The organism is Variovorax sp. VNK109, from assembly GCF_049445855.1.
Lineage (GTDB): Bacteria > Pseudomonadota > Gammaproteobacteria > Burkholderiales > Burkholderiaceae_C > JAGOCV01.
The window spans coordinates 463,063-480,396 of sequence record NZ_JBMSDV010000003.1 but is presented as its reverse complement, the minus strand read 5'-3'; the positions used below and the strand labels follow the sequence as shown (position 1 = coordinate 480,396).

The 17,334-nt window shown below is 65.9% G+C and carries 18 protein-coding genes; 1 reads left to right on the top strand and 17 read right to left on the bottom strand.

Going from position 1 to position 17,334, the window contains the following annotated elements; genetic code table 11:
* Window positions 1-92: 92 nt before the first annotated feature.
* Window positions 93-1,319, top strand: a complete 1,227-nt coding sequence (locus ACO2Q9_RS13355) for an AI-2E family transporter (RefSeq protein WP_423312141.1) — start codon at window positions 93-95, stop codon at window positions 1,317-1,319.
* On the opposite strand, the gene ACO2Q9_RS13350 is transcribed toward ACO2Q9_RS13355, so the two are convergent.
* The 17 genes from ACO2Q9_RS13350 to ACO2Q9_RS13270 all read right to left on the bottom strand — a co-directional run bounded on the left by ACO2Q9_RS13350 (window position 1,304) and on the right by ACO2Q9_RS13270 (window position 17,155).
* Complete coding sequence (locus ACO2Q9_RS13350) at window positions 1,304-1,726, bottom strand: thioesterase family protein (RefSeq protein ID WP_423312484.1); 423 nt, start codon at window positions 1,724-1,726, stop codon at window positions 1,304-1,306. The genes ACO2Q9_RS13355 and ACO2Q9_RS13350 overlap by 16 nt on opposite strands.
* Window positions 1,727-1,830: 104 nt before the next feature.
* Complete coding sequence (locus ACO2Q9_RS13345) at window positions 1,831-2,307, bottom strand: phage regulatory CII family protein (RefSeq protein WP_423312139.1); 477 nt, start codon at window positions 2,305-2,307, stop codon at window positions 1,831-1,833.
* A gap of 52 nt (window positions 2,308-2,359) precedes the next feature.
* Entirely contained in the window at window positions 2,360-3,649 is a 1,290-nt protein-coding gene (locus tag ACO2Q9_RS13340; RefSeq protein WP_423312137.1) for an RNA polymerase sigma factor, read from the bottom strand.
* A 36-nt stretch (window positions 3,650-3,685) separates the two neighbouring features.
* The gene (locus tag ACO2Q9_RS13335) at window positions 3,686-4,093 is read right to left on the bottom strand and encodes a VOC family protein (protein WP_423312135.1); all 408 of its coding nucleotides are present in this window, start codon (window positions 4,091-4,093) and stop codon (window positions 3,686-3,688) included.
* Window positions 4,094-4,171: 78 nt separating this feature from the next.
* On the bottom strand, window positions 4,172-4,525 hold the full coding sequence (locus ACO2Q9_RS13330) for a YciI family protein (RefSeq protein ID WP_423312133.1): 354 nt from the start codon (window positions 4,523-4,525) through the stop codon (window positions 4,172-4,174).
* Window positions 4,526-4,544: 19 nt separating this feature from the next.
* Window positions 4,545-5,699, bottom strand: coding sequence for a tetratricopeptide repeat protein (locus tag ACO2Q9_RS13325; RefSeq protein WP_423312483.1), 1,155 nt, complete (start codon window positions 5,697-5,699; stop codon window positions 4,545-4,547).
* A gap of 32 nt (window positions 5,700-5,731) precedes the next feature.
* On the bottom strand, window positions 5,732-6,574 hold the full coding sequence (locus tag ACO2Q9_RS13320) for an SDR family oxidoreductase (RefSeq protein WP_423312131.1): 843 nt from the start codon (window positions 6,572-6,574) through the stop codon (window positions 5,732-5,734).
* A gap of 40 nt (window positions 6,575-6,614) precedes the next feature.
* Window positions 6,615-7,388 carry an enoyl-CoA hydratase gene (locus ACO2Q9_RS13315; RefSeq protein WP_423312129.1) on the bottom strand — a complete coding sequence of 258 codons (774 nt, stop codon included), beginning with the start codon at window positions 7,386-7,388 and terminating at the stop codon, window positions 6,615-6,617.
* The gene (locus tag ACO2Q9_RS13310) at window positions 7,385-7,975 is read right to left on the bottom strand and encodes a 2-hydroxychromene-2-carboxylate isomerase (RefSeq protein ID WP_423312128.1); all 591 of its coding nucleotides are present in this window, start codon (window positions 7,973-7,975) and stop codon (window positions 7,385-7,387) included. Before ACO2Q9_RS13310 ends, ACO2Q9_RS13315 begins: the two co-directional genes overlap by 4 nt.
* 30 nt (window positions 7,976-8,005) lie before the next feature.
* Window positions 8,006-8,749 (bottom strand): SDR family oxidoreductase, encoded by a 744-nt coding sequence (locus tag ACO2Q9_RS13305; protein ID WP_423312126.1) that lies wholly within the window; start codon window positions 8,747-8,749, stop codon window positions 8,006-8,008.
* A gap of 2 nt (window positions 8,750-8,751) precedes the next feature.
* Complete coding sequence (locus tag ACO2Q9_RS13300; protein ID WP_423312123.1) at window positions 8,752-9,594, bottom strand: acyl-CoA thioesterase; 843 nt, start codon at window positions 9,592-9,594, stop codon at window positions 8,752-8,754.
* Between the two features lie 28 nt (window positions 9,595-9,622).
* Window positions 9,623-10,507: an alpha/beta fold hydrolase gene (locus ACO2Q9_RS13295; protein WP_423312121.1), complete on the bottom strand. Its 885-nt coding sequence runs from the start codon at window positions 10,505-10,507 to the stop codon at window positions 9,623-9,625.
* A gap of 19 nt (window positions 10,508-10,526) precedes the next feature.
* Entirely contained in the window at window positions 10,527-11,735 is a 1,209-nt protein-coding gene (locus ACO2Q9_RS13290) for an acetyl-CoA C-acyltransferase (protein ID WP_423312118.1), read from the bottom strand.
* A 22-nt stretch (window positions 11,736-11,757) separates the two neighbouring features.
* Window positions 11,758-14,157: a 3-hydroxyacyl-CoA dehydrogenase NAD-binding domain-containing protein gene (locus tag ACO2Q9_RS13285; protein WP_423312114.1), complete on the bottom strand. Its 2,400-nt coding sequence runs from the start codon at window positions 14,155-14,157 to the stop codon at window positions 11,758-11,760.
* Between the two features lie 26 nt (window positions 14,158-14,183).
* A complete protein-coding gene (locus ACO2Q9_RS13280; RefSeq protein ID WP_423312110.1) occupies window positions 14,184-14,588 on the bottom strand; it encodes a DUF2147 domain-containing protein in 405 nt (134 codons plus the stop codon).
* A gap of 95 nt (window positions 14,589-14,683) precedes the next feature.
* Window positions 14,684-16,480: an acyl-CoA dehydrogenase C-terminal domain-containing protein gene (locus ACO2Q9_RS13275; RefSeq protein ID WP_423312106.1), complete on the bottom strand. Its 1,797-nt coding sequence runs from the start codon at window positions 16,478-16,480 to the stop codon at window positions 14,684-14,686.
* A 3-nt stretch (window positions 16,481-16,483) separates the two neighbouring features.
* Window positions 16,484-17,155, bottom strand: a complete 672-nt coding sequence (locus ACO2Q9_RS13270) for a TetR/AcrR family transcriptional regulator (protein WP_423312102.1) — start codon at window positions 17,153-17,155, stop codon at window positions 16,484-16,486.
* Between the last annotated feature and the right edge of the window lie 179 nt (window positions 17,156-17,334).

The following is a 17,334-nucleotide window of genomic DNA, read 5'->3' as shown; positions in this document are numbered from 1 at the left end:
CACCCCCAGTTGCCCGTTTCCGCGCTGCCACAGGCGACGTTGGTGTTAATCTGGTGCCCCGGCCGAAGCGCCGCATCCTCCTGCATCGATACATGGCCGACCCACGCAACCCCGACAACGGCGACCCCAGAGACACGGACCGCCCGCCCCGCAGGCGCCGCCGCAAGCCGCCGCAGGAAACGCAGGGCTCCGCGGACGCCAAAGTCATCGTAGCCCCGGTGAAGACCGATCCGCTGTTCGAATTCAAGTCGTTGCTGTGGGTGGTGCTGGGCGCCAGCCTGCTGTTCGCACTCATCCTCTGGCCGTTCTTCGGCGCGGTGTGCTGGTCGATCTTCATCGCCATCACCTTCTGGCCCCTCCATGCCAGGCTGCTCGCGCGCTGGCCACGCCAGCCGACACTGGTGGCGCTGCTCTCGCTGCTGGGCATCCTGGTGGTGGTCATCCTGCCCCTGGGGCTGGTGGCCGCCTCGGTGGTGACCGAGGGCGCGGCGCTGGCCGAGCGGCTGCGCGCGGGCTCGGTGCAGCCGGCCCAGTACTTCCAGCAGGCCGTGAACTTCCTGCCCGACTGGGTGCGTTCGCTGCTCGACCGCTTCGGCCTGGGCGACCTCGCGCTGCTGCAGCAGAAGGTGATAGCCAGCCTCGCCCAAAGCGGCCAGGCGCTCACCGCGCGCGTGCTCACGATCGGGCAGAACGCGCTGGACTTCATCGTCAGCTTCTTCGTGATGCTGTACATCCTGTTCTTCCTGCTGCGCGACGGGATCTCGCTCACCGCTTCGGTGGAGCGCGCCATCCCGCTGCGGCGCGACGACACCCAGCGCCTGCTGACGCAGTTCGCCACCGTGGTTCGCGCCACGGTGAAGGGCAACGTCGTCGTTGCGCTGGTGCAGGGCATGCTCGGAGGCCTGGCCTTCTGGGCGCTGGGCGTTCCCGGCCCGCTGCTGTGGGGTGGCGTGATGGCGCTGCTGTCGCTGTTGCCCGCGGTGGGTGCGGCGCTGGTGTGGGCACCTGTTGCCATCTACTTCCTGGCCACAGGCGCCATCATCCAGGCCGTGGCGCTCACGCTGTGGGGCGTGCTGGCCATCGGGCTGGTGGACAACGTCCTGCGCCCCATCCTGGTGGGCAAGGACACGCGCATGCCCGACTACCTGATCCTCATTGCCACCCTGGGTGGCCTGGCGATCTTCGGGCTCAACGGCTTCGTCATCGGCCCGGTGATCGCAGCCATGTTCCTCGTGAGCTGGGACATCCTGGCGCGCGCGCGCGCCCGTGCCGAGGGCGGAAACGACGAGAAGCAGCAGCCGGATCAGGAGACGATGTAGGCGCCGGCGCCGACACACAGCAGCTTGCCGTCGGCACCCAGCAACTCCATGCGCGTGGACGCCACGCGCGAACCCAGGCGCAGCACTTCGGCACGCACCTCGAAGTGGTCGCTGATGGCCGGACGCAGGTAGTCGATGCGCAGGTCGATGGTGCCCAGCTTGGCGAAGCGCTGCAGCCGATGCGCCGGACTTTCGTCGAGGTGGCGGCCGCCGATCGCGGTCATCACTGCGAGACCCGCCATCGCATCCATCGCCGCGCTCGACACCCCGCCGTGCAGGCGGTTGTAGGCGAAGTGACCCACCAGTTCAGGCTTCATGTCGATGCGCCCGGCCACACGGCCATCCGGCGCCATCGACACGATCTTCAGGCCCAGCGTGCGGTTGAAGACGATCTTCTGTTCGAACATCTCGGTGATGCCCTCGATGAACTCGGGCTCGAACGATGCGCTGCTTGCGTTTTTCTTCAATCCGGATCCCCAGTTGGTACGCGGTCGACAAAGGTCTTGCAGGTTCAGGCCGGCTGCCGGGGCATGAGGCTGCGCACCGTGCGCAGCATGCTGTTGACAGCAGCGAACAGTTCGGCCGACTGGCGCTCGCATTCACGCATTTCATTGAGCGACACCTTGCCGTCTTCCAACGCGGCATTCACCGCCGTGAGCACGTCGCCGAATTCCTTGACCATGGCCAGCACTTCGCTGATGGTCGTGCCGCTGGCCGTGTGACCCAGCGACAACGCGATGAAGCCGTTGGACGCCGCCATCGCATGCAGCACGCGGAAGTCCTGCGTGATGGCCTGCATCTCCTGCGCTTCCCTCAGGCTGAGCTTGTGCGTGGTGTTGCGGGGGTCCAGCTTGTGCTGCAGCGTGTTCGGGCTCATCGCCATGCGCTGCGCGAGCGCCGGCACGCCGCCGGGGAAGTCGTGGCCGGTGTGGTACGCCGCGTCTTCGAGGCTGATGCCGCCGTGCGGGCTGGCGTTGCTGTCTGTCATGTCGGGTCCCGTCCCATGGAATTCACGACATTAGACCCAAGCCGGCAGATCGTTACAACAATCGCGCAGACGATCCGGCGCGCGCCAGCAACAACTGCTTCTCCTGCGCATTGCGCGCGAGGCCCGCCGCGCGCAGGAACTCGTCGCGCGCCTCGGCATGCCGGCCGAGTCTGGCCAGCAGATCGCCGCGCACGCTGGGCAGCCACTGGTAGTTTTTCAGGTGTTTGTCGTCGTTCAGCAAGTCGATGATGTCCAGCCCCGCCTGCGGTCCGTCGGCCATGCCCACGGCCACCGCCCGGTTGAGCTCCACCACGGGCGATGGCGCCACGTGCGCCAGCGTGGCGTAGATCGCCGCAATCTGCCTCCAGTCCGTGTCGCCCGCCTCGGCCGCGCGCGCATGGCAGGCGGCGATGGCGGCCTGCAGCGTGTAGGGGCCCGCGAGCGCGGATTGCTGCTCCAGCAGCACCAGCGAACGCTCGAGCGCCACGAGGCCGCGCTGGATCAGCGTACGGTCCCAGCGGCTGCGATCCTGCTCGAGCAGCAGCACCGGCTTGCCTTCGGTGTCGATGCGCGCCTCGGCGCGCGAGGCCTGCAACTCCATCAGGGCACAGAGGCCATGCACCTCGGACGCCTGCGGCGAAAGTCCGGCCAGCAGCCGGCCCAGTCGCAACGCCTCCTGCGTGAGCGCCGGGCGCATCCACTGGTCGCCCTCGGTGGCCGTGTAGCCCTCGTTGAAGACCAGGTAGACCACTTCGAGCACCGAGGCCAGGCGCTCGGCGAGCGCATCGCCGTGCGGCACCTCGAACGGCACCTTCGCTTCGGTCAGCGTGCGCTTGGCGCGCACGATGCGTTGCGCGATGGTGGGCTCGGGGACAAGGAAGGCCCGCGCGATTTCGTGCGTGGTCAGGCCCCCCATCAACCGCAGCGTGAGCGCCACGCGCGCCTCGGTGGACAGCACCGGGTGGCAGGCCGTGAAGATCAGCCGGAGCAGGTCGTCGGCAATCTGGCCGGGCCGGTTGTCGTCGAGCGAATCGACGAAGTCGGGCACGCGGTCGAGTTGCTGTGCCTGCATGTCCTGGCCGAGTTGCTCGATCTTCTCGTCCAGCGACTTGTTGCGGCGCAGCCGGTCGAGCGCGCGGTTCCTGGCGGTGGCCATCAGCCAGGCGGCCGGGTTGTCGGGCACACCGTCCTTCGGCCAGTGCTCCAGTGCGGCGACCAGCGCGTCCTGCGCGAGTTCTTCGGCCAGGCCAACGTCGCGCACCATGCGGGCGATGCCCGCGATGATCTTCGCGGATTCGCGTCGCCAGGCCGCATCGATCGCATGGTGGGTGCTGGAGTGCATGGCCGGAGTATCGCGCGACGGCGTTGCCGCGCGACGTCAGGCTCCGGGGAAGGCGGCCATGTCCATGTAGGCCAGTTCCCAGATGTGGCCGTCCAGGTCTTCATAGCCGTGGCTGTACATGAAACCATGGTCTTGCGGCGCATTGGGCGTCTTCGCACCGGCTGCCACCGCCCTGGCGACGATCTCGTCGACTTCGGCCCGGCTGTTGCAGGACACGCACACCAGCACTTCGGTGCTTTTCGTGGCGTCGGAGATGGGCTTTTTCGTGAAGGTCTGGAAGAAGCTTTCCACCAGCAGCATGACGAAGATGTTCTCGCCCACGACCATGCAGGCGCCCTGCTCGTTGGTGAACTGCGGGTTGAAGCTGTAGCCCACCTTCTCGTAGAAGGCGCGCGTGCGGGCCATGTCACGGATGGGCAGGTTGACGAACATGTTCGAGTGCATGGAAATCTCCTTCGTTTCGGTTGGTTGACATACCCACGACGAAGCAGCCGGGCCGGACTCGACACGCCCGGAGAAAATTTACATGAAACAGGGCCCCAGGCCGCGCACTTCCACCGTGGCCCATTCGGCCGCCGGGCAGGTACGGGCGATGGCCTCGGCTTCCTCGCGCGTGGCGCAGTCGATCAGGAAGAAGCCTCCCACCATTTCCTTGGCTTCGGCGAAGGGGCCGTCCAGCCGGCTGGCCTTGCCCTCGCGCTGCTGGATGCGGGTGGCATCGCCCTCGGAGGTGAGCGATTCGGCGGCCAGCAGCAGGCCACGCGACTTCAGATCAGCGCCAAAGGCGAGCATCCGGTCGTAGACGGCGCGCCCCTCCGCTTCGGTGCGGGTGGCGCGCTGGCCGGTGGGCTCGACGATGAACAGCATGTAGGGCATGGCGTGCTCCGCGCCCGAATCAGGGCTTGGACAGATAGTAATAGGCGCCGGGTACGGGCTGCGCCTGGTCCTGCCGCAGCGGCGCGCGGTGCATGGCACGCACCTGCAGACCGGCATCGGCCGCCACGCGGCGCACATAGGCTTCGGGGTGCGCGTACCGCAGGCTGGGCATGAGCTGCAGTTCCTGCGGGTTCACACCCGCGGTGCGCGTGTTCTCTTCGACAGTGAAAGCGAACATGCCGCCCGGCTTGAGCAGACGCCCCACGTCGGCGAAAACGGATTCGAGTGCGCCGACGTAGATGAAGACGTCGACCGCCAGCACCAGGTCGTACGGTTGCCTCGCGGTTTTGAGCCATTCGACGATGTCGGCATGCACGAGTTCGCTGTAGACGCCGAGTCCGCGTGCCTGCGCCAGCATGCGCGCGGACAGGTCCACGCCATCGATGCGGCTCGCCATGCCCTTGAGCAGAGGTCCGCACAGGCCCGTGCCGCAGCCCAGATCGAGCACGTCGTCGAACCAGCGTGCGCCCAGCGGCGCGAGGCCATCGATCAGCTCTTCCGGCGCGCGGTAGCCCAGCACCTCGACCAGGTGGTCGCTGAAGTCGTCCGCATAGCGGTCGAACAGGTTCTCGACATACGCGCGCGGCGGCGAGGGCGGCGCCTCGCCGCCCTGCATGGACGCGAGGAAATAGCCGATGACATGCGGGTCTGCCCCGTGCTCGCGTGCCTGCTCGAAGCTCTTCACCGCTTCGGGCAGATGACCCATCTCGCGCAATGCCGTGCCGCGATGCGTCCACAGCACGGCGCTCTTGCCGTCGATGCCGAGCGCCTTGTCGAAGCTGACCACGGCCTGGTCGAGATCGCCCGTTTCCGCCTGTGCGATACCCAGGTGCGCCCAGGCCTGCAGGTTGTCGGGTTCGAGCGCCGTGGCCTGGGCGAGCAAGGGCACGGCCTCTTCGGGCCGGCCGAGCTGCAGGCGCACGGCCCCCAGGTTGGTCAGCACGGAGGGTCGGTCCGGCACCAGCTTGTGCGCCGCGGAGAAGGCACGGTCGGCTTCTTCGAGGCGTTTGGCCTCGAAGTGCGCCACGCCCTCCAGGAAGTGCTTCTTTGCGGCCTCGATCGCGTCACTCATGAATGTCCTGCTGCTCCGTTTGGAGGCCGCATTGTCGGCGATCGGGAAGACAGCGACCGTTCAGTCCGCGTAACTCAATCCACGAAGAAGTCGGGGATGAAATTCCGGTTGCCCGGCGTCACGGCGTACTTGTCCAGGTCGGTGATGCCGTGCTGCGCAAGCAGCGTGTCGTCGATGTGGAAATTGCCCGTCTCGGACGACGGGCCGGTGAGGATGAGGTACGCCGCATCCGACAGGATTTCCGGCGTGCGGCAGAGCTTCAGGTCCACGCCCGGGATCATCTGCAGCGCAGCTGTGGCGATGGCCGTGCGCGGCCACAGGCTGTTGACGCCGATGCCGTAACGCCGGAACTCGCCCGCATGGCCGAGCGTGCACATGCTCATGCCGTACTTGGCCATGCTGTAGGCCGTGTGCGGTGCGAACCAGTGCGTCTTCATCGACAGCGGCGGCGACATGGTCAGCACGTGCGGGTTGCGCCCGGCGGCGGCCGATTTCTTCAGCTCCGGCAGACAGGCCTGCGTGCAGGCGAAGGTTCCGCGCGCGTTGATGCCGTGCATCAGGTCGAAGCGCTTCATCGGCGTCTGTTCGGTGTCGGTGAGGCTGATGGCGCTGGCGTTGTTGACCAGGATGTCGATGCCGCCGAAGGTCTTCACCGCTTCGGCAACCGCCGCAGCCACGGCTTCGTCGTCGCGGATGTCGACCGCCAGCGGCAGCGCCTGCCCGCCTGCTGCACGGATCTCTTCCGCCGCGCTGTGGATGGTGCCGGGCAGCTTGGGGTTGGGGTCGGTGGTCTTGGCGACCACCACGATGTTGGCACCGTCAGCTGCCGCGCGTTTCGCGATCGACAGGCCGATGCCGCGCGACGCGCCGGTGATGAACAGGGTCTTGCCCTTGAGCGAGCGCTGCGGGGTGGTCATGTCCTTGTCTCCTTGTTGTTGTCGCTGTCGTCGTTGCGGGTCAGATCTTGCTGAAGTCCGGCTTGCGGCGCTCCATGAACGCGCCGAAGGCTTCTTTCGCCGCGGGCTCGCGCAGCATGCGGCCGAAGCTCTCCGCTTCTTCCATCATCTGGCGTTCCACCTGCTGCGCGCTGCCCTTCTTCATGAGCCGCTTGGTTTCCACCAGCGATGAGAGCGGCTTGGCCGCGAGCTTGCGCGCGGTGGCAAGTGCGAGAGTCGTGGCTTCCGCCGGTGCGACGACGCGGTTCACCAGCCCGACCTCGAGCGCGGCCTCGGCCATGAACGGCTCGCCCAGCAGCAGCGCTTCGGCCGCGCGGTGGTAACCCATCATCTGCGGCACCAGCAGGCTGGACGCGGCTTCGGGACACAGGCCCAGGTTCACGAAGGGCATGGAGAACGCGGCGTTGTCGCCGGCATAGACCAGGTCGCAATGGAACAGCAGCGTGGTGCCCACGCCCACGGCCGGACCGCACACCGCCGCGATGAGCGGCTTGGGGAACGACGCGATACCACGCAGGAAGCGGAACACCGGCGCGTCCTGCCCGGCGGGCGGGCTGTTGAGGAAGTCGCCGATGTCGTTGCCCGCGCTGAAGATCGCTTCGTGGCCCTGGATGATCAGCACGCGCACGGCCGGGTCCTGCTCGGCGGCAGCGAGTGCGTCGGCCATTGCGCCGTACATGACGGCGGTGAACGAGTTCTTCTTGTCCACGCGGTTGATGGTGAGGGTGGTCACACCGGCTTCGGTGTGGACGAGGATGTCGGTGTTGTCGCTCATTGCAATGCTTCCTTCACGAAATCGAGTCGGTCCTGGCCCCAGAACATCCGGCTGCCGACGAACATGGTGGGTGCGCCGAAGACGCCGCGCGAAACGGCCTCGGCGGTGACGGTCTTGAGTTGCTCCTTGACTTGCGCGTCCTGCGTGAGCGCGAGCAGCGCCTGCGGGTCGAAGCCGGCCTTGTGCAGTACCTTGCCGACGATGGCAGGGTCGTTCATGTCCAGCGTGTCCACCCACATCGCCCTGAACACGGCATCGAGGTAGGGCAGGAGCCTGGCTGGCTGCTGCGCCTGCAGTCCCGCTGCGCCGCGCATCAGCATGAGCGTGTTCACGGGGAAATGCGGGTTGTTCCGGAACGGCACACCGTACCGCTGCGCGAACAAGGTGAGGTCTTCGAACATGTACTTGCCCTTGGCCGGAATCGTCGCGGGCGAGTGATTGCCCGTGGCCTGGAACACGCCGCCCAGCAGCATGGGCTTGTATGACAGCGCAGCGCCCGCGTCGCTGCAGATCGACGGCAGTTGCGTCCACGCCAGGTACGACGCGGGGCTGCCCACGTCGAACCAGAACTCCACTGTCTTGCTCATTGTTGTCTCCTTGCCTTTCTTGTCGGGTCGTCAGAACTTCTCGGACCACGGCCTCAGGTCGAGCTCATGGGTCCATGCGTCGCGCGGCTGCCTGTGCAGCATCCAGTAGTTCTCCGCGATGTGCTCCGGGTTGAGGATCCCGTCCTGATCTTTCAGCGCATAACGTTCGGGAAAATTCTCGCGGATGAATTCCGTGTCGATTGCGCCGTCCACCACCACATGCGCGACGTGGATGCCACGCGGCCCCAGTTCGCGCGCCATGCTCTGCGCCAGCGCGCGCAAGGCGTGCTTGGCACCGGCAAAGGCCGCAAAGCCGCTCGCGCCGCGCAACGAGGCCGTGGCACCGGTGAAGAGGATCGTGCCTTTGTGCCCGTCGCCCTCGCGCGCCACCATGCGTTTTGCCACCTCACGCGCATTGAGGAAGCCCGAGAGGCACGCCATCTCCCAGATCTTGAAATACTTGCGTGCGGTTTCATCCAGGATGCTGCTCGGTACGTTCGCACCGATGTTGAACACCAGCACTTCGATGGGTCCGACATTCGATTCAATCTGCTCGATGAGCGCCACGACTTCTTCCTCCTGGCGCGCGTCGGATGCGAAACCCTGCGCCTGCCCGCCTTCGGCGCGGATCTGCTCCACCAGCGGCTGCAGCTTGTCCAGGCTGCGGCGCGTCACGCAGGCCGTGTAGCCGCCGCGCGCGAAGCGCCGCGCGATCGCGCCGCCGGTGGCGTCGCCCGCGCCGATGACCAGTGCAACCGGATTGCGCGACGCCATGCTCACTCCTTGTAATAGACGATCTGGTGCGAGGTGACCAGCAGGTCGCCCGCCTCGTTCCACAGTTCGGCTTTCTGGTCGAAGAAGCCGTTGTGCATGCCTTGCGCCTGCGCCTGCCCGAGCAGCCAGCCGGTGCCGGTGCGTTCGAGCGCCGCCGCATCCGCGTGGAAATACACCGTCATCGACACCGTGCCCGCCGGCACGCGCTGCGCGCGCCGCAACCACACACGCGGATAAAACGCATCGGCCAGCGACGCGAGCGCGAGATGATCGACCGGGCGCGGCGGCACGTCACGCAGCCACATGCGGGTGCGGCTCGCGTCGCCCTGGCCTTCCCACGTGGTGGGCAGCGCACCTTCGACGATGCGCAGGTCGAAGCGGTTCACCCATTCGACGCCGGGTACCAGAAAGCGCTTCACGCCATCTGCTGGCGGAATGTCGGGCATGTGCAGGTCGTCGGCGCTCCAGGTCCCGCGGCGTGCGGCGGTGACGGCCGTTCCCGTGAGTGCCACTTCAGGCTTGCCGTCAGCGTTGGCCTGCATGAGCATGATTGTCCAGTGCTGCGTCGAGCGGTTGGTGCGCGCGGGCTCCGCACGCAGCGTGAACGGACCGGGCGCGATGGCACTCGCATAGTTGACGGTGAGCGAGACCGGCGTTCCCAGCAGCGCCGGATGCTTGAGCACCGCGTTGAGTGCCGTCGCGGCGGTGATCCCACCGAATGGCCCCACCATGTTGTTCCAGGCCGGGTGCATGGCACCGAGCATCGACCCGTCGCCCGTGGTTTGCAGCGCCACGGCTGCGTCGACGGGGTGGAGTTCGCCGGATGGATCGGAAATGGTTGTCATGTTGCGCAGTGTGAGGGACGCACCCGGATCACGCAGTCCGTTGCGCGACCATGCCCGCCAATTGGCCGAGCGATTCGACCGCGCGCGGCCACAGGCTGCCTGAGAACTGCTCACGGAAGAACCCGAAGTGCCCGATGCGCCGCGCCTGCACGTCGGCCGGCGCGATGCGCTGCACTTCACGCGGCGCGTTCGCGTACAGGCCGACCAGCGTCTGCGTGCCGCGCAAGGTCATGAGCTCGTCGTCGGTGATGGACAGCGCCAGCACCGGGAAGCGCACCGCGCCGTAGCTCGCGCGCACCGGCTCTCCTTCTGCGCCCACGCTGTACAACGGGTCGAGGCACCACTTGCGCCACTGCAGCATCACGCCGCTGGGCAGGTCGCCCACCTTGCGCAGCTTGCGGCCGGGGAAATAACCGAAGAGGCGCGTGGCGATGGGCACCAGCACGTACCAGAAGTAGAGGATCGAACGCCTCAGTTGCGGCGCGTTGTCTCGCCAGTAGCCGCTGCCCGCCGCGATGCTGATGAGGCCCGACACGCGCTTGGGATCGCGCAGCAGGCCTGGCAGCTGCGCGCCGAGGCTGTGGCCGAACAGGTAGAGCGGCGCGCCGTTCAACTGCGCATGCGTTGCGCCGATCACCGCTTCGTAGTCATGCGCCCAGTCGAACAGATCGGCCCGCACGTCGCGCATCGACTGGCCATCCGGCAGCGAGTCGCCCGTGCCCCGGTAGTCGAAGGTCGCAACGAGGAAGCCCTGCGCCGCGAGCCACTTTGCGAAGGTTTCGTAGAAGCCCTGGCGCACCCCCATCGCACCGCCGATGACGATGCCGGCGCGCGGCGCGGCCGAATCGGCCGGACGGTAGAGGCGCATGGCGAGCGTCGTGTCGCCATCCGCGCGGATCTGCAACTTCTCCATGCGAACCTCCCGGGTTGGTTCAGACGCGTTCGAAAATGCCTGCTGCACCCTGCCCCATGCCCACGCACATGGTGACCATGCCGTACTTCAGCTTCTTGCGCTGCAGCGCATGCACCACGGTGGCCGAACGGATGGCGCCCGTGGCACCCAGCGGGTGGCCGAGTGCAATCGCGCCGCCCATCGGGTTGACCTTCGACGCGTCGAGGCCGAGCGTGTTGATGACGGCCAGCGACTGCGCAGCAAAGGCTTCGTTCAACTCGATCCAGTCGATGTCCTGGTGTTTGAGGCCTGCATAGCGCAGCGCCGCCGGGATCGCCTCGATCGGGCCGATGCCCATGAGGTGCGGCGGCACGCCACGCGATGCGTAGCTCACGAAGCGTGCGAGCGGCTTGAGGTTGTAGCGCTTGATGGCCGCCTCGCTGGCGAGGATGAGCGCGCCTGCACCGTCCGACGTCTGCGAGCTATTGCCTGCCGTCACCGAACCCCGCGCAGCGAACACGGTGCGCAGCTTGGCGAGGCCCTCGGGCGTGGTGTCGGCGCGCACGCCTTCGTCGATGTCCACCGTGCGCGACTTCGCGATCGGCTCGCCGGTCTCGAGGTTGGCACTGCGGTCGGTCACTTCGATCGGTGTGATTTCGTTTGCGAACTCACCGGCCTTGATGGCCGCCATCGCCTTCATGTGCGACTGGTACGCGAACTCGTCCTGCGCCTCGCGGCTCACCTTCCACTGCTGCGCCACCTTCTCGGCGGTAAGGCCCATGCCGTAGGCGATGCCGTAGTCGTCGATGTTCTCGGTGTCGCGGAAGATCGTGGGCGACAGCGAGGGTGAGTTGCCCATCATCGGCACCATGCTCATGCTCTCGGTGCCGGCGGCGATCATCACGTCGGACTCGCCGACGCGAATGCGGTCCGCCGCCATCTGCACGGCCGACAGCCCCGATGCGCAGAAGCGGTTGACGGTGATGCCGCCCACACTCTTCGGCAGCCCAGCCAGCACCGCACCGATGCGCGCCACGTTGAGACCCTGCGCGCCTTCGGGAATCGCGCAGCCACTGATCACGTCGTCGATGGAAGCCGGGTCGAGCGACGGCACCTGCGCCAGCGCAGCGCGCAGCGTGGCGGCCAGCAGATCGTCGGGCCGCATGTTGCGGAAATAGCCCTTGTGCGAACGGCCGATGGGCGAGCGCGTCGCGGCGACGATGTAGGCGTCCTGGATTTGCTTGGTCATGTCGATTACTCCTTGCGCCTGATCAGTTGCGAACGGGTTTGCCGGTCGAGAGCATGCCCAAAATCCGCTCTTGCGTTTTCGGATGCGTGACGAGCGCGCAGAACGCCTTGCGTTCCAGCGTCATCAGGTATTCCTCGTTCACCATCGTGCCGGCATCGACGTCGCCGCCGGTGACGACGCCGGCGATCAGGCTGGCAATGTGGAAGTCGTGCTGGCTGATGAAGCCACCGTCGCGCATGTTCACCAGCTGGCCCTGGATGGTGGCCTTGCCGCTGCGGCCGGCCACGGGGAACTGGCGCGGCAGCGGTGCACGCCAGCCGGCGTCGGCCATGGCCTTCGCTTCGGCGAGCGCCACGTAGAGCAGTTCGTCCTTGTTCGGCACGATGATGTCGCTGTCCAGCAGATAGCCGAGCTTGCGGCTCTCGATGGCGCTGGTGCCCACCTTGGCCATGGCCGCGGCGGTGAAGCCTTCGGTCACGAACTTGAGCAGGTCCTTGTCGGTCGAGTACTGCGCGTTCTCGGCGGCGCGGCGTGCGATGTAGGTCAGACCGCCGGCACCGGGCACGAGGCCCACGCCGACTTCCACCAGACCGATGTAGCTTTCCATCGCTGCGACGCGACGGTGTGAATGGATCGCGAGTTCGCAGCCGCCGCCCAGCGCCATGCCCCGGATCGCGGAGATCACCGGCACCGACGCGTAGCGCAGGCGCAGCATGGTCTGCTGCAGGAACTGTTCGGCGTCTTCGACGGCCGTCACGCCCACGGCGATGAACGCGGGCAGGATCGCCTGAAGGTCCGCACCCACACTGAAGGGCTCGTCACCCGACCAGATCACCAGGCCCTTGTAGTCGCTCTCGGCCAGATCGGCCGCCTGCATCAGGCCTTCGGCCACTTCGGGGCTGATGGCGTGCATCTTGGACTTGATGCTGGCGATGAGCACTTCATCGTCGAGCGTCCACAGGCGGATGCTGCCGTTCTCGTGCAGCGTCTTGCCGGCGGTCTCGAAGCCCTGCGCCTGGCTGCCCAGCACGCTCTCGGGGAACAGCTGGCGGCTGTACACGGGCAGCACGCGCTTCGCCTCGAATTTCTTCGTCGTCGGATTGAAAGAGCCTTCGGGCGTGTGCACGCCGCCGGCCTCGGCCACCGGGCCCTTGAACACCCAGTCGGGCAGCGGCGCTTTCGACAACGCCTTGCCCGCGTCGATGTCTTCCTGGATCATCTTCGCGACTTCGAGCCAGCCGGCTTCCTGCCAGAGCTCGAACGGGCCCTGCTTCATGCCGAAGCCCCAGCGCATCGCGAAGTCCACGTCACGCGCGGTTTCGGCGATGTCGGCCAGATGCACGGCGGCGTAATGGAAGCTGTTGCGCAGGATCGCCCAGAGGAACTGGCCTTGCGCACCTTCGGCGTTGCGCAGCAGCTTGAGGCGCTCGGCAGCGGGCTTCTTCAGCATGCGGGCATAGACCTCGTCGCTCTTCTCGCCGCCGGGCACATAGTCCTTGCTGTCGAGTTCGAAGCGCAGGATGTCGCGCCCGACCTTCTTGTAGAAACCCGCCTTGGTCTTCTGGCCGAGGTTGCCCAGTTCCAGCAGTGCCTTCAGCACCGGCGGCGTGGCAAAGCTCGAATAGAACGGATCGCTCTTCTCGTCGAGGTTGTCCTGCAGCGTCTTGATGACGTGCGCCATCGTGTCCAGGCCCACCACGTCGGCGGTGCGGAAGGTGCCGCTCGATGCACGGCCGAGCTTCTTGCCCGTCAGGTCGTCGACCACGTCGTAGGTCAGTCCGAAGTTCTCGACTTCCTTCATCGTCGCCAGCATGCCGGCGATGCCGACGCGGTTGGCGATGAAGTTGGGCGTGTCCTTGGCGCGAACGACGCCCTTGCCCAGACCGCTGGTGACGAAGGTCTCCAGGTCGTCGAGGATGTGCGGCTCGGTCGTCGGTGTCTTGATCAGCTCCACCAGGTACATGTAGCGCGGCGGGTTGAAGAAGTGGATGCCGCAGAAGCGCGGCTTGATTTCCTCGGGCAGCGCTTCACTCAGCTTCGTGATGGACAGGCCCGAGGTGTTCGACGCGACGATGGCGTGCTTCGCAACGAAGGGCGCGATCTTCTTGTACAGGTCGAGCTTCCAGTCCATGCGTTCGGCAATGGCTTCGATGATCAGGTCGCAGTCCTTGAGGAGATCCATATTCTCCTCGTAGTTGGCTTGCTGGATGAGCACCGCGTCGTCTGCCACACCGAGCGGCGACGGCTTGAGCTTCTTCAGGTTTTCCACCGCCTTGGTGACGATGCCGTTCTTCGGGCCATCCTTGGCCGCCAGATCGAAAAGGATGACCGGCACCTTGACATTGACGAGGTGCGCCGCGATCTGCGCCCCCATCACGCCGGCGCCCAGCACCGCGACTTTCTTGACTTGGAATCGGGACATGGAAACTTCCTGTTTGGTATGTTGGTTTACTGCACGCGCACCCAGGTCTGCGTGCGGCCGATGAAGAGGATGGAGCCGCGCACCTCGAGCTTGCTGCCGTTGTCGACGGGCGTCATGCGAAGTGCGTATTCCTTGCCGTTCTCGGGGTCGAGGATCTTGCCGTTCTCCCACACGTCCTTGCCCTCGGCCTTCTTCGCCCCGCGGATGATCTCCATCCCCACCACGCGCTGGCCCTTGCGGTCGTCGGTGCATTCGTCGCAGGTCTGGTCCTGCTTGACATGGGTGCGCAGCAGTTTCTCGATGCGGCCGTTCAGCGCGCCGCCGGATTCGAAGATACGGATCTCGGCCTTGAACTCGCCGGTCTTGTCATCCACGCTGCGCCAGGTGCCGACAGGCGACATCTGCGCGAACGCATGCCCCGCGAACATCATCAGGGCCAGGGCAATCGCGGAACCGGCTCTGCCGGGCCGCAGATTGCGCCCCCTCGAGGGGGAGGCGCCGAAGGCGCTTCGGGGGTGGTCGTATGTCATGCCAGTGCTGCGTCGGTGTCCATCAGCACCTTGCTACCCGCGCGCGCGGTGCGCATCAGCGTCGAGGTTTCGGGGAACAACTTGGCGAAGTAGAAACGCGCGGTCTGCAGTTTGGCCCTGTAGAACGGGTCGGTGTTGCCGGCGGCGATCTCACGCAGCGCGACCTGTGCCATGCGTGCGAACAGGTACGCGAACACCAGGTGTCCTGCCACACGCAGGTAGTCCACCGCAGCGGCGCCCACTTCGTCCGGATTCTGGTAACCCTTGAAACCGATCTCGGTGGTGAACTTGGTCATCTGCTCGCCAAGGTAGCCCAGCGGGTTGATGAACTCGGCCATCTTCTCGTTGACGCCCTCTTCTTCCACCAGCCCGGCGATCAGCTTGCCGAACTTCTTGAGCGTCGCACCGTTGTTGCCCAGGATCTTGCGGCCCAGCAGGTCCAGCGACTGCACGGTGTTCGTGCCTTCGTAGATCATGTTGATGCGGTTGTCGCGCACGTACTGCTCCATGCCCCATTCCTTGATGAAGCCGTGGCCGCCGAAGACCTGCATGCAGGCGTTGGTGGCGATGTGGCCGTTGTCGGTGATGAAGGCCTTCACGATGGGGGTGAGCAGCGCAACCAGCTCGTCGCTGTCCTTCTTCACCTTCTCGTCGGGGTGGTTGTGCGCCTTGTCCAGCAGCAGCGTGCAGAAGATCTGCAGCGCGCGGCCGCCTTCGGCATACGCCTTGGCGGTGAGCAGCATCTTGCGCACGTCGGGGTGCACGATGATCGGGTCGGCTTCCTTGTCCTTGGCCTTGGGACCCGAGAGCGAACGGCTTTGCAGGCGGTCCTTGGCGTAGGCCAGCGCGTTCTGGTAGGCCACTTCGGTCAGGCCCAGCGACTGGTTGCCCACGCCCAGGCGCGCGGCGTTCATCATCACGAACATGGCGGCGAGGCCCTTGTTGGGCTGGCCCACCAGCGTACCCACCGCGCCGTCCAGCGCGATCTGCGCGGTGGCGTTGCCGTGGATGCCCATCTTGTGCTCGAGGCCCGTGCAATAGATCGGGTTGCGTGTGCCGATGCTGCCGTCGGCCTTGAGATTGAACTTGGGCACCACGAACAGGCTGATGCCCTTGCTGCCCTTGGGCGCATCCGGCAGTCGCGCGAGCACCAGGTGGATGATGTTCTCGGTCATGTCGTGCTCGCCGGCCGAGATGAAGATCTTGTTGCCGGTGATCTTGTAGGTGCCGTCGGCCTGCGGCTCGGCCCTGGTGCGCAGCATGCCGAGGTCGGTGCCGCAGTGCGGTTCGGTCAGGCACATGGTGCCGGTCCACTCGCCGCTCACCAGCTTGGGCAGGTAGGTCTTCTTCTGCTCGTCGGTACCGTGCGCCACCAGCGCCTCGTATGCGCCGTGCGACAGGCCCGGGTACATCGTCCACGCCTGGTTGGCGCTGTTGAGCATCTCGTACACGCACTGGTTCATCACATAAGGCAGGCCCTGGCCGCCGAACTCGGGCAGGCACGACAGCGCCGGCCAGCCGCCTTCGACATACTTGGCATACGCCTCCTTGAAGCCCTTGGGCGGCTTCACTTCATGCGTGGTCTTGTCCAGCACACAGCCTTCGGTGTCACCGCTGATGTTCAGCGGAAAGGTCACTTCGGCGGCGAACTTGCCCGCCTCTTCCAGCACTGCGTTCATGGTGTCCGCGTCGGTCTCGGCATGCACGGGCATGGCCTTGAACTCGTCTTCGACCTTGAAGACTTCGTGCAGCAGGAACTGCATGTCACGCAGCGGCGGGTTGTAGGTAGGCATGTCTTACTCCTTGATATAGGGATGGATGATGTTGTCGAAGCCGCGCACGCCGCGCTCGATGGAGCCCGGCGTCTTGAGGAAGCGCGCCTCGTAATGCAGGCCGAGGATGAGGCTGTGGATTTCGAAGAGCAGCTGGTCTTCGTCCAGCGTGGCCACCAGATGGCCCTCGGCCTTGGCCTGCACCACGGCACGGCGCATGGCGGCCAGCCAGGTCTGCACCGAACTCGCCAGCGCATCGCGCACGGGGCCGGTGCGGTCGTCGAACTCCACGGCGCCACTGATATAGAGGCAGCCCGAGTCGATCTCGACCGAGGTGCGCTTCATCCAGTTGGCGAACAGCGCGCGCAGTCGCGGCAGGCCGCGCGGCGCCTGCATGGCGGGGAAGAACACCTCCGCCTCGAAGCGCGTGTGGTATTCGCGGATGACGGAAATCTGCAATTCCTCGCGCGAGCCGAAGTGGGCGAACACGCCCGACTTGCTCATGTTCGTCACCTCGGCCAGCGCGCCGATGGACAGGCCTTCCAAGCCGATCTGCGTGGCCAGCCCCAAAGCGGCATCGACGATGGCAGCCTTGGTCTGCTGGCCTTTCTGCATGGCACGGCCCGTGTCGCTGGCCGACGTACGGCGCGAACGCGTGGCTTTGTCAGGACGGTCAGAAACGGGGGTGGCGGACATGCTCGAAAAATAAAACGAACGGTCGTTCTATTTTGCGGCATTTCATTGCAGGAGGTCAAAGCGAACTCACACCAAAGTCCTAGGGTTTACACCTAATTCGTAACGACTCACCTATTTGTGTGATGCTGACGACACCGACTGCTGATAGTGTGAGAACTAGTTGCAAAATCTTACAACTG

What these genes read in the sequence shown, in the direction of transcription:
- ACO2Q9_RS13355 (WP_423312141.1), top strand. Translation starts at nt 93, where the DNA reads ATGGCCGACCCACGCAACCCCGACAACGGCGACCCCAGAGACACGGAC.
- ACO2Q9_RS13350 (WP_423312484.1), bottom strand. Translation starts at nt 1,726, where the DNA reads ATGTTCGAACAGAAGATCGTCTTCAACCGCACGCTGGGCCTGAAGATC.
- ACO2Q9_RS13345 (WP_423312139.1), bottom strand. Translation starts at nt 2,307, where the DNA reads ATGACAGACAGCAACGCCAGCCCGCACGGCGGCATCAGCCTCGAAGAC.
- ACO2Q9_RS13340 (WP_423312137.1), bottom strand. Translation starts at nt 3,649, where the DNA reads ATGCACTCCAGCACCCACCATGCGATCGATGCGGCCTGGCGACGCGAA.
- ACO2Q9_RS13335 (WP_423312135.1), bottom strand. Translation starts at nt 4,093, where the DNA reads ATGCACTCGAACATGTTCGTCAACCTGCCCATCCGTGACATGGCCCGC.
- ACO2Q9_RS13330 (WP_423312133.1), bottom strand. Translation starts at nt 4,525, where the DNA reads ATGCCCTACATGCTGTTCATCGTCGAGCCCACCGGCCAGCGCGCCACC.
- ACO2Q9_RS13320 (WP_423312131.1), bottom strand. Translation starts at nt 6,574, where the DNA reads ATGACCACCCCGCAGCGCTCGCTCAAGGGCAAGACCCTGTTCATCACC.
- ACO2Q9_RS13315 (WP_423312129.1), bottom strand. Translation starts at nt 7,388, where the DNA reads ATGAGCGACAACACCGACATCCTCGTCCACACCGAAGCCGGTGTGACC.
- ACO2Q9_RS13310 (WP_423312128.1), bottom strand. Translation starts at nt 7,975, where the DNA reads ATGAGCAAGACAGTGGAGTTCTGGTTCGACGTGGGCAGCCCCGCGTCG.
- ACO2Q9_RS13305 (WP_423312126.1), bottom strand. Translation starts at nt 8,749, where the DNA reads ATGGCGTCGCGCAATCCGGTTGCACTGGTCATCGGCGCGGGCGACGCC.
- ACO2Q9_RS13300 (WP_423312123.1), bottom strand. Translation starts at nt 9,594, where the DNA reads ATGACAACCATTTCCGATCCATCCGGCGAACTCCACCCCGTCGACGCA.
- ACO2Q9_RS13295 (WP_423312121.1), bottom strand. Translation starts at nt 10,507, where the DNA reads ATGGAGAAGTTGCAGATCCGCGCGGATGGCGACACGACGCTCGCCATG.
- ACO2Q9_RS13290 (WP_423312118.1), bottom strand. Translation starts at nt 11,735, where the DNA reads ATGACCAAGCAAATCCAGGACGCCTACATCGTCGCCGCGACGCGCTCG.
- ACO2Q9_RS13285 (WP_423312114.1), bottom strand. Translation starts at nt 14,157, where the DNA reads ATGTCCCGATTCCAAGTCAAGAAAGTCGCGGTGCTGGGCGCCGGCGTG.
- ACO2Q9_RS13280 (WP_423312110.1), bottom strand. Translation starts at nt 14,588, where the DNA reads ATGATGTTCGCGGGGCATGCGTTCGCGCAGATGTCGCCTGTCGGCACC.
- ACO2Q9_RS13275 (WP_423312106.1), bottom strand. Translation starts at nt 16,480, where the DNA reads ATGCCTACCTACAACCCGCCGCTGCGTGACATGCAGTTCCTGCTGCAC.
- ACO2Q9_RS13270 (WP_423312102.1), bottom strand. Translation starts at nt 17,155, where the DNA reads ATGTCCGCCACCCCCGTTTCTGACCGTCCTGACAAAGCCACGCGTTCG.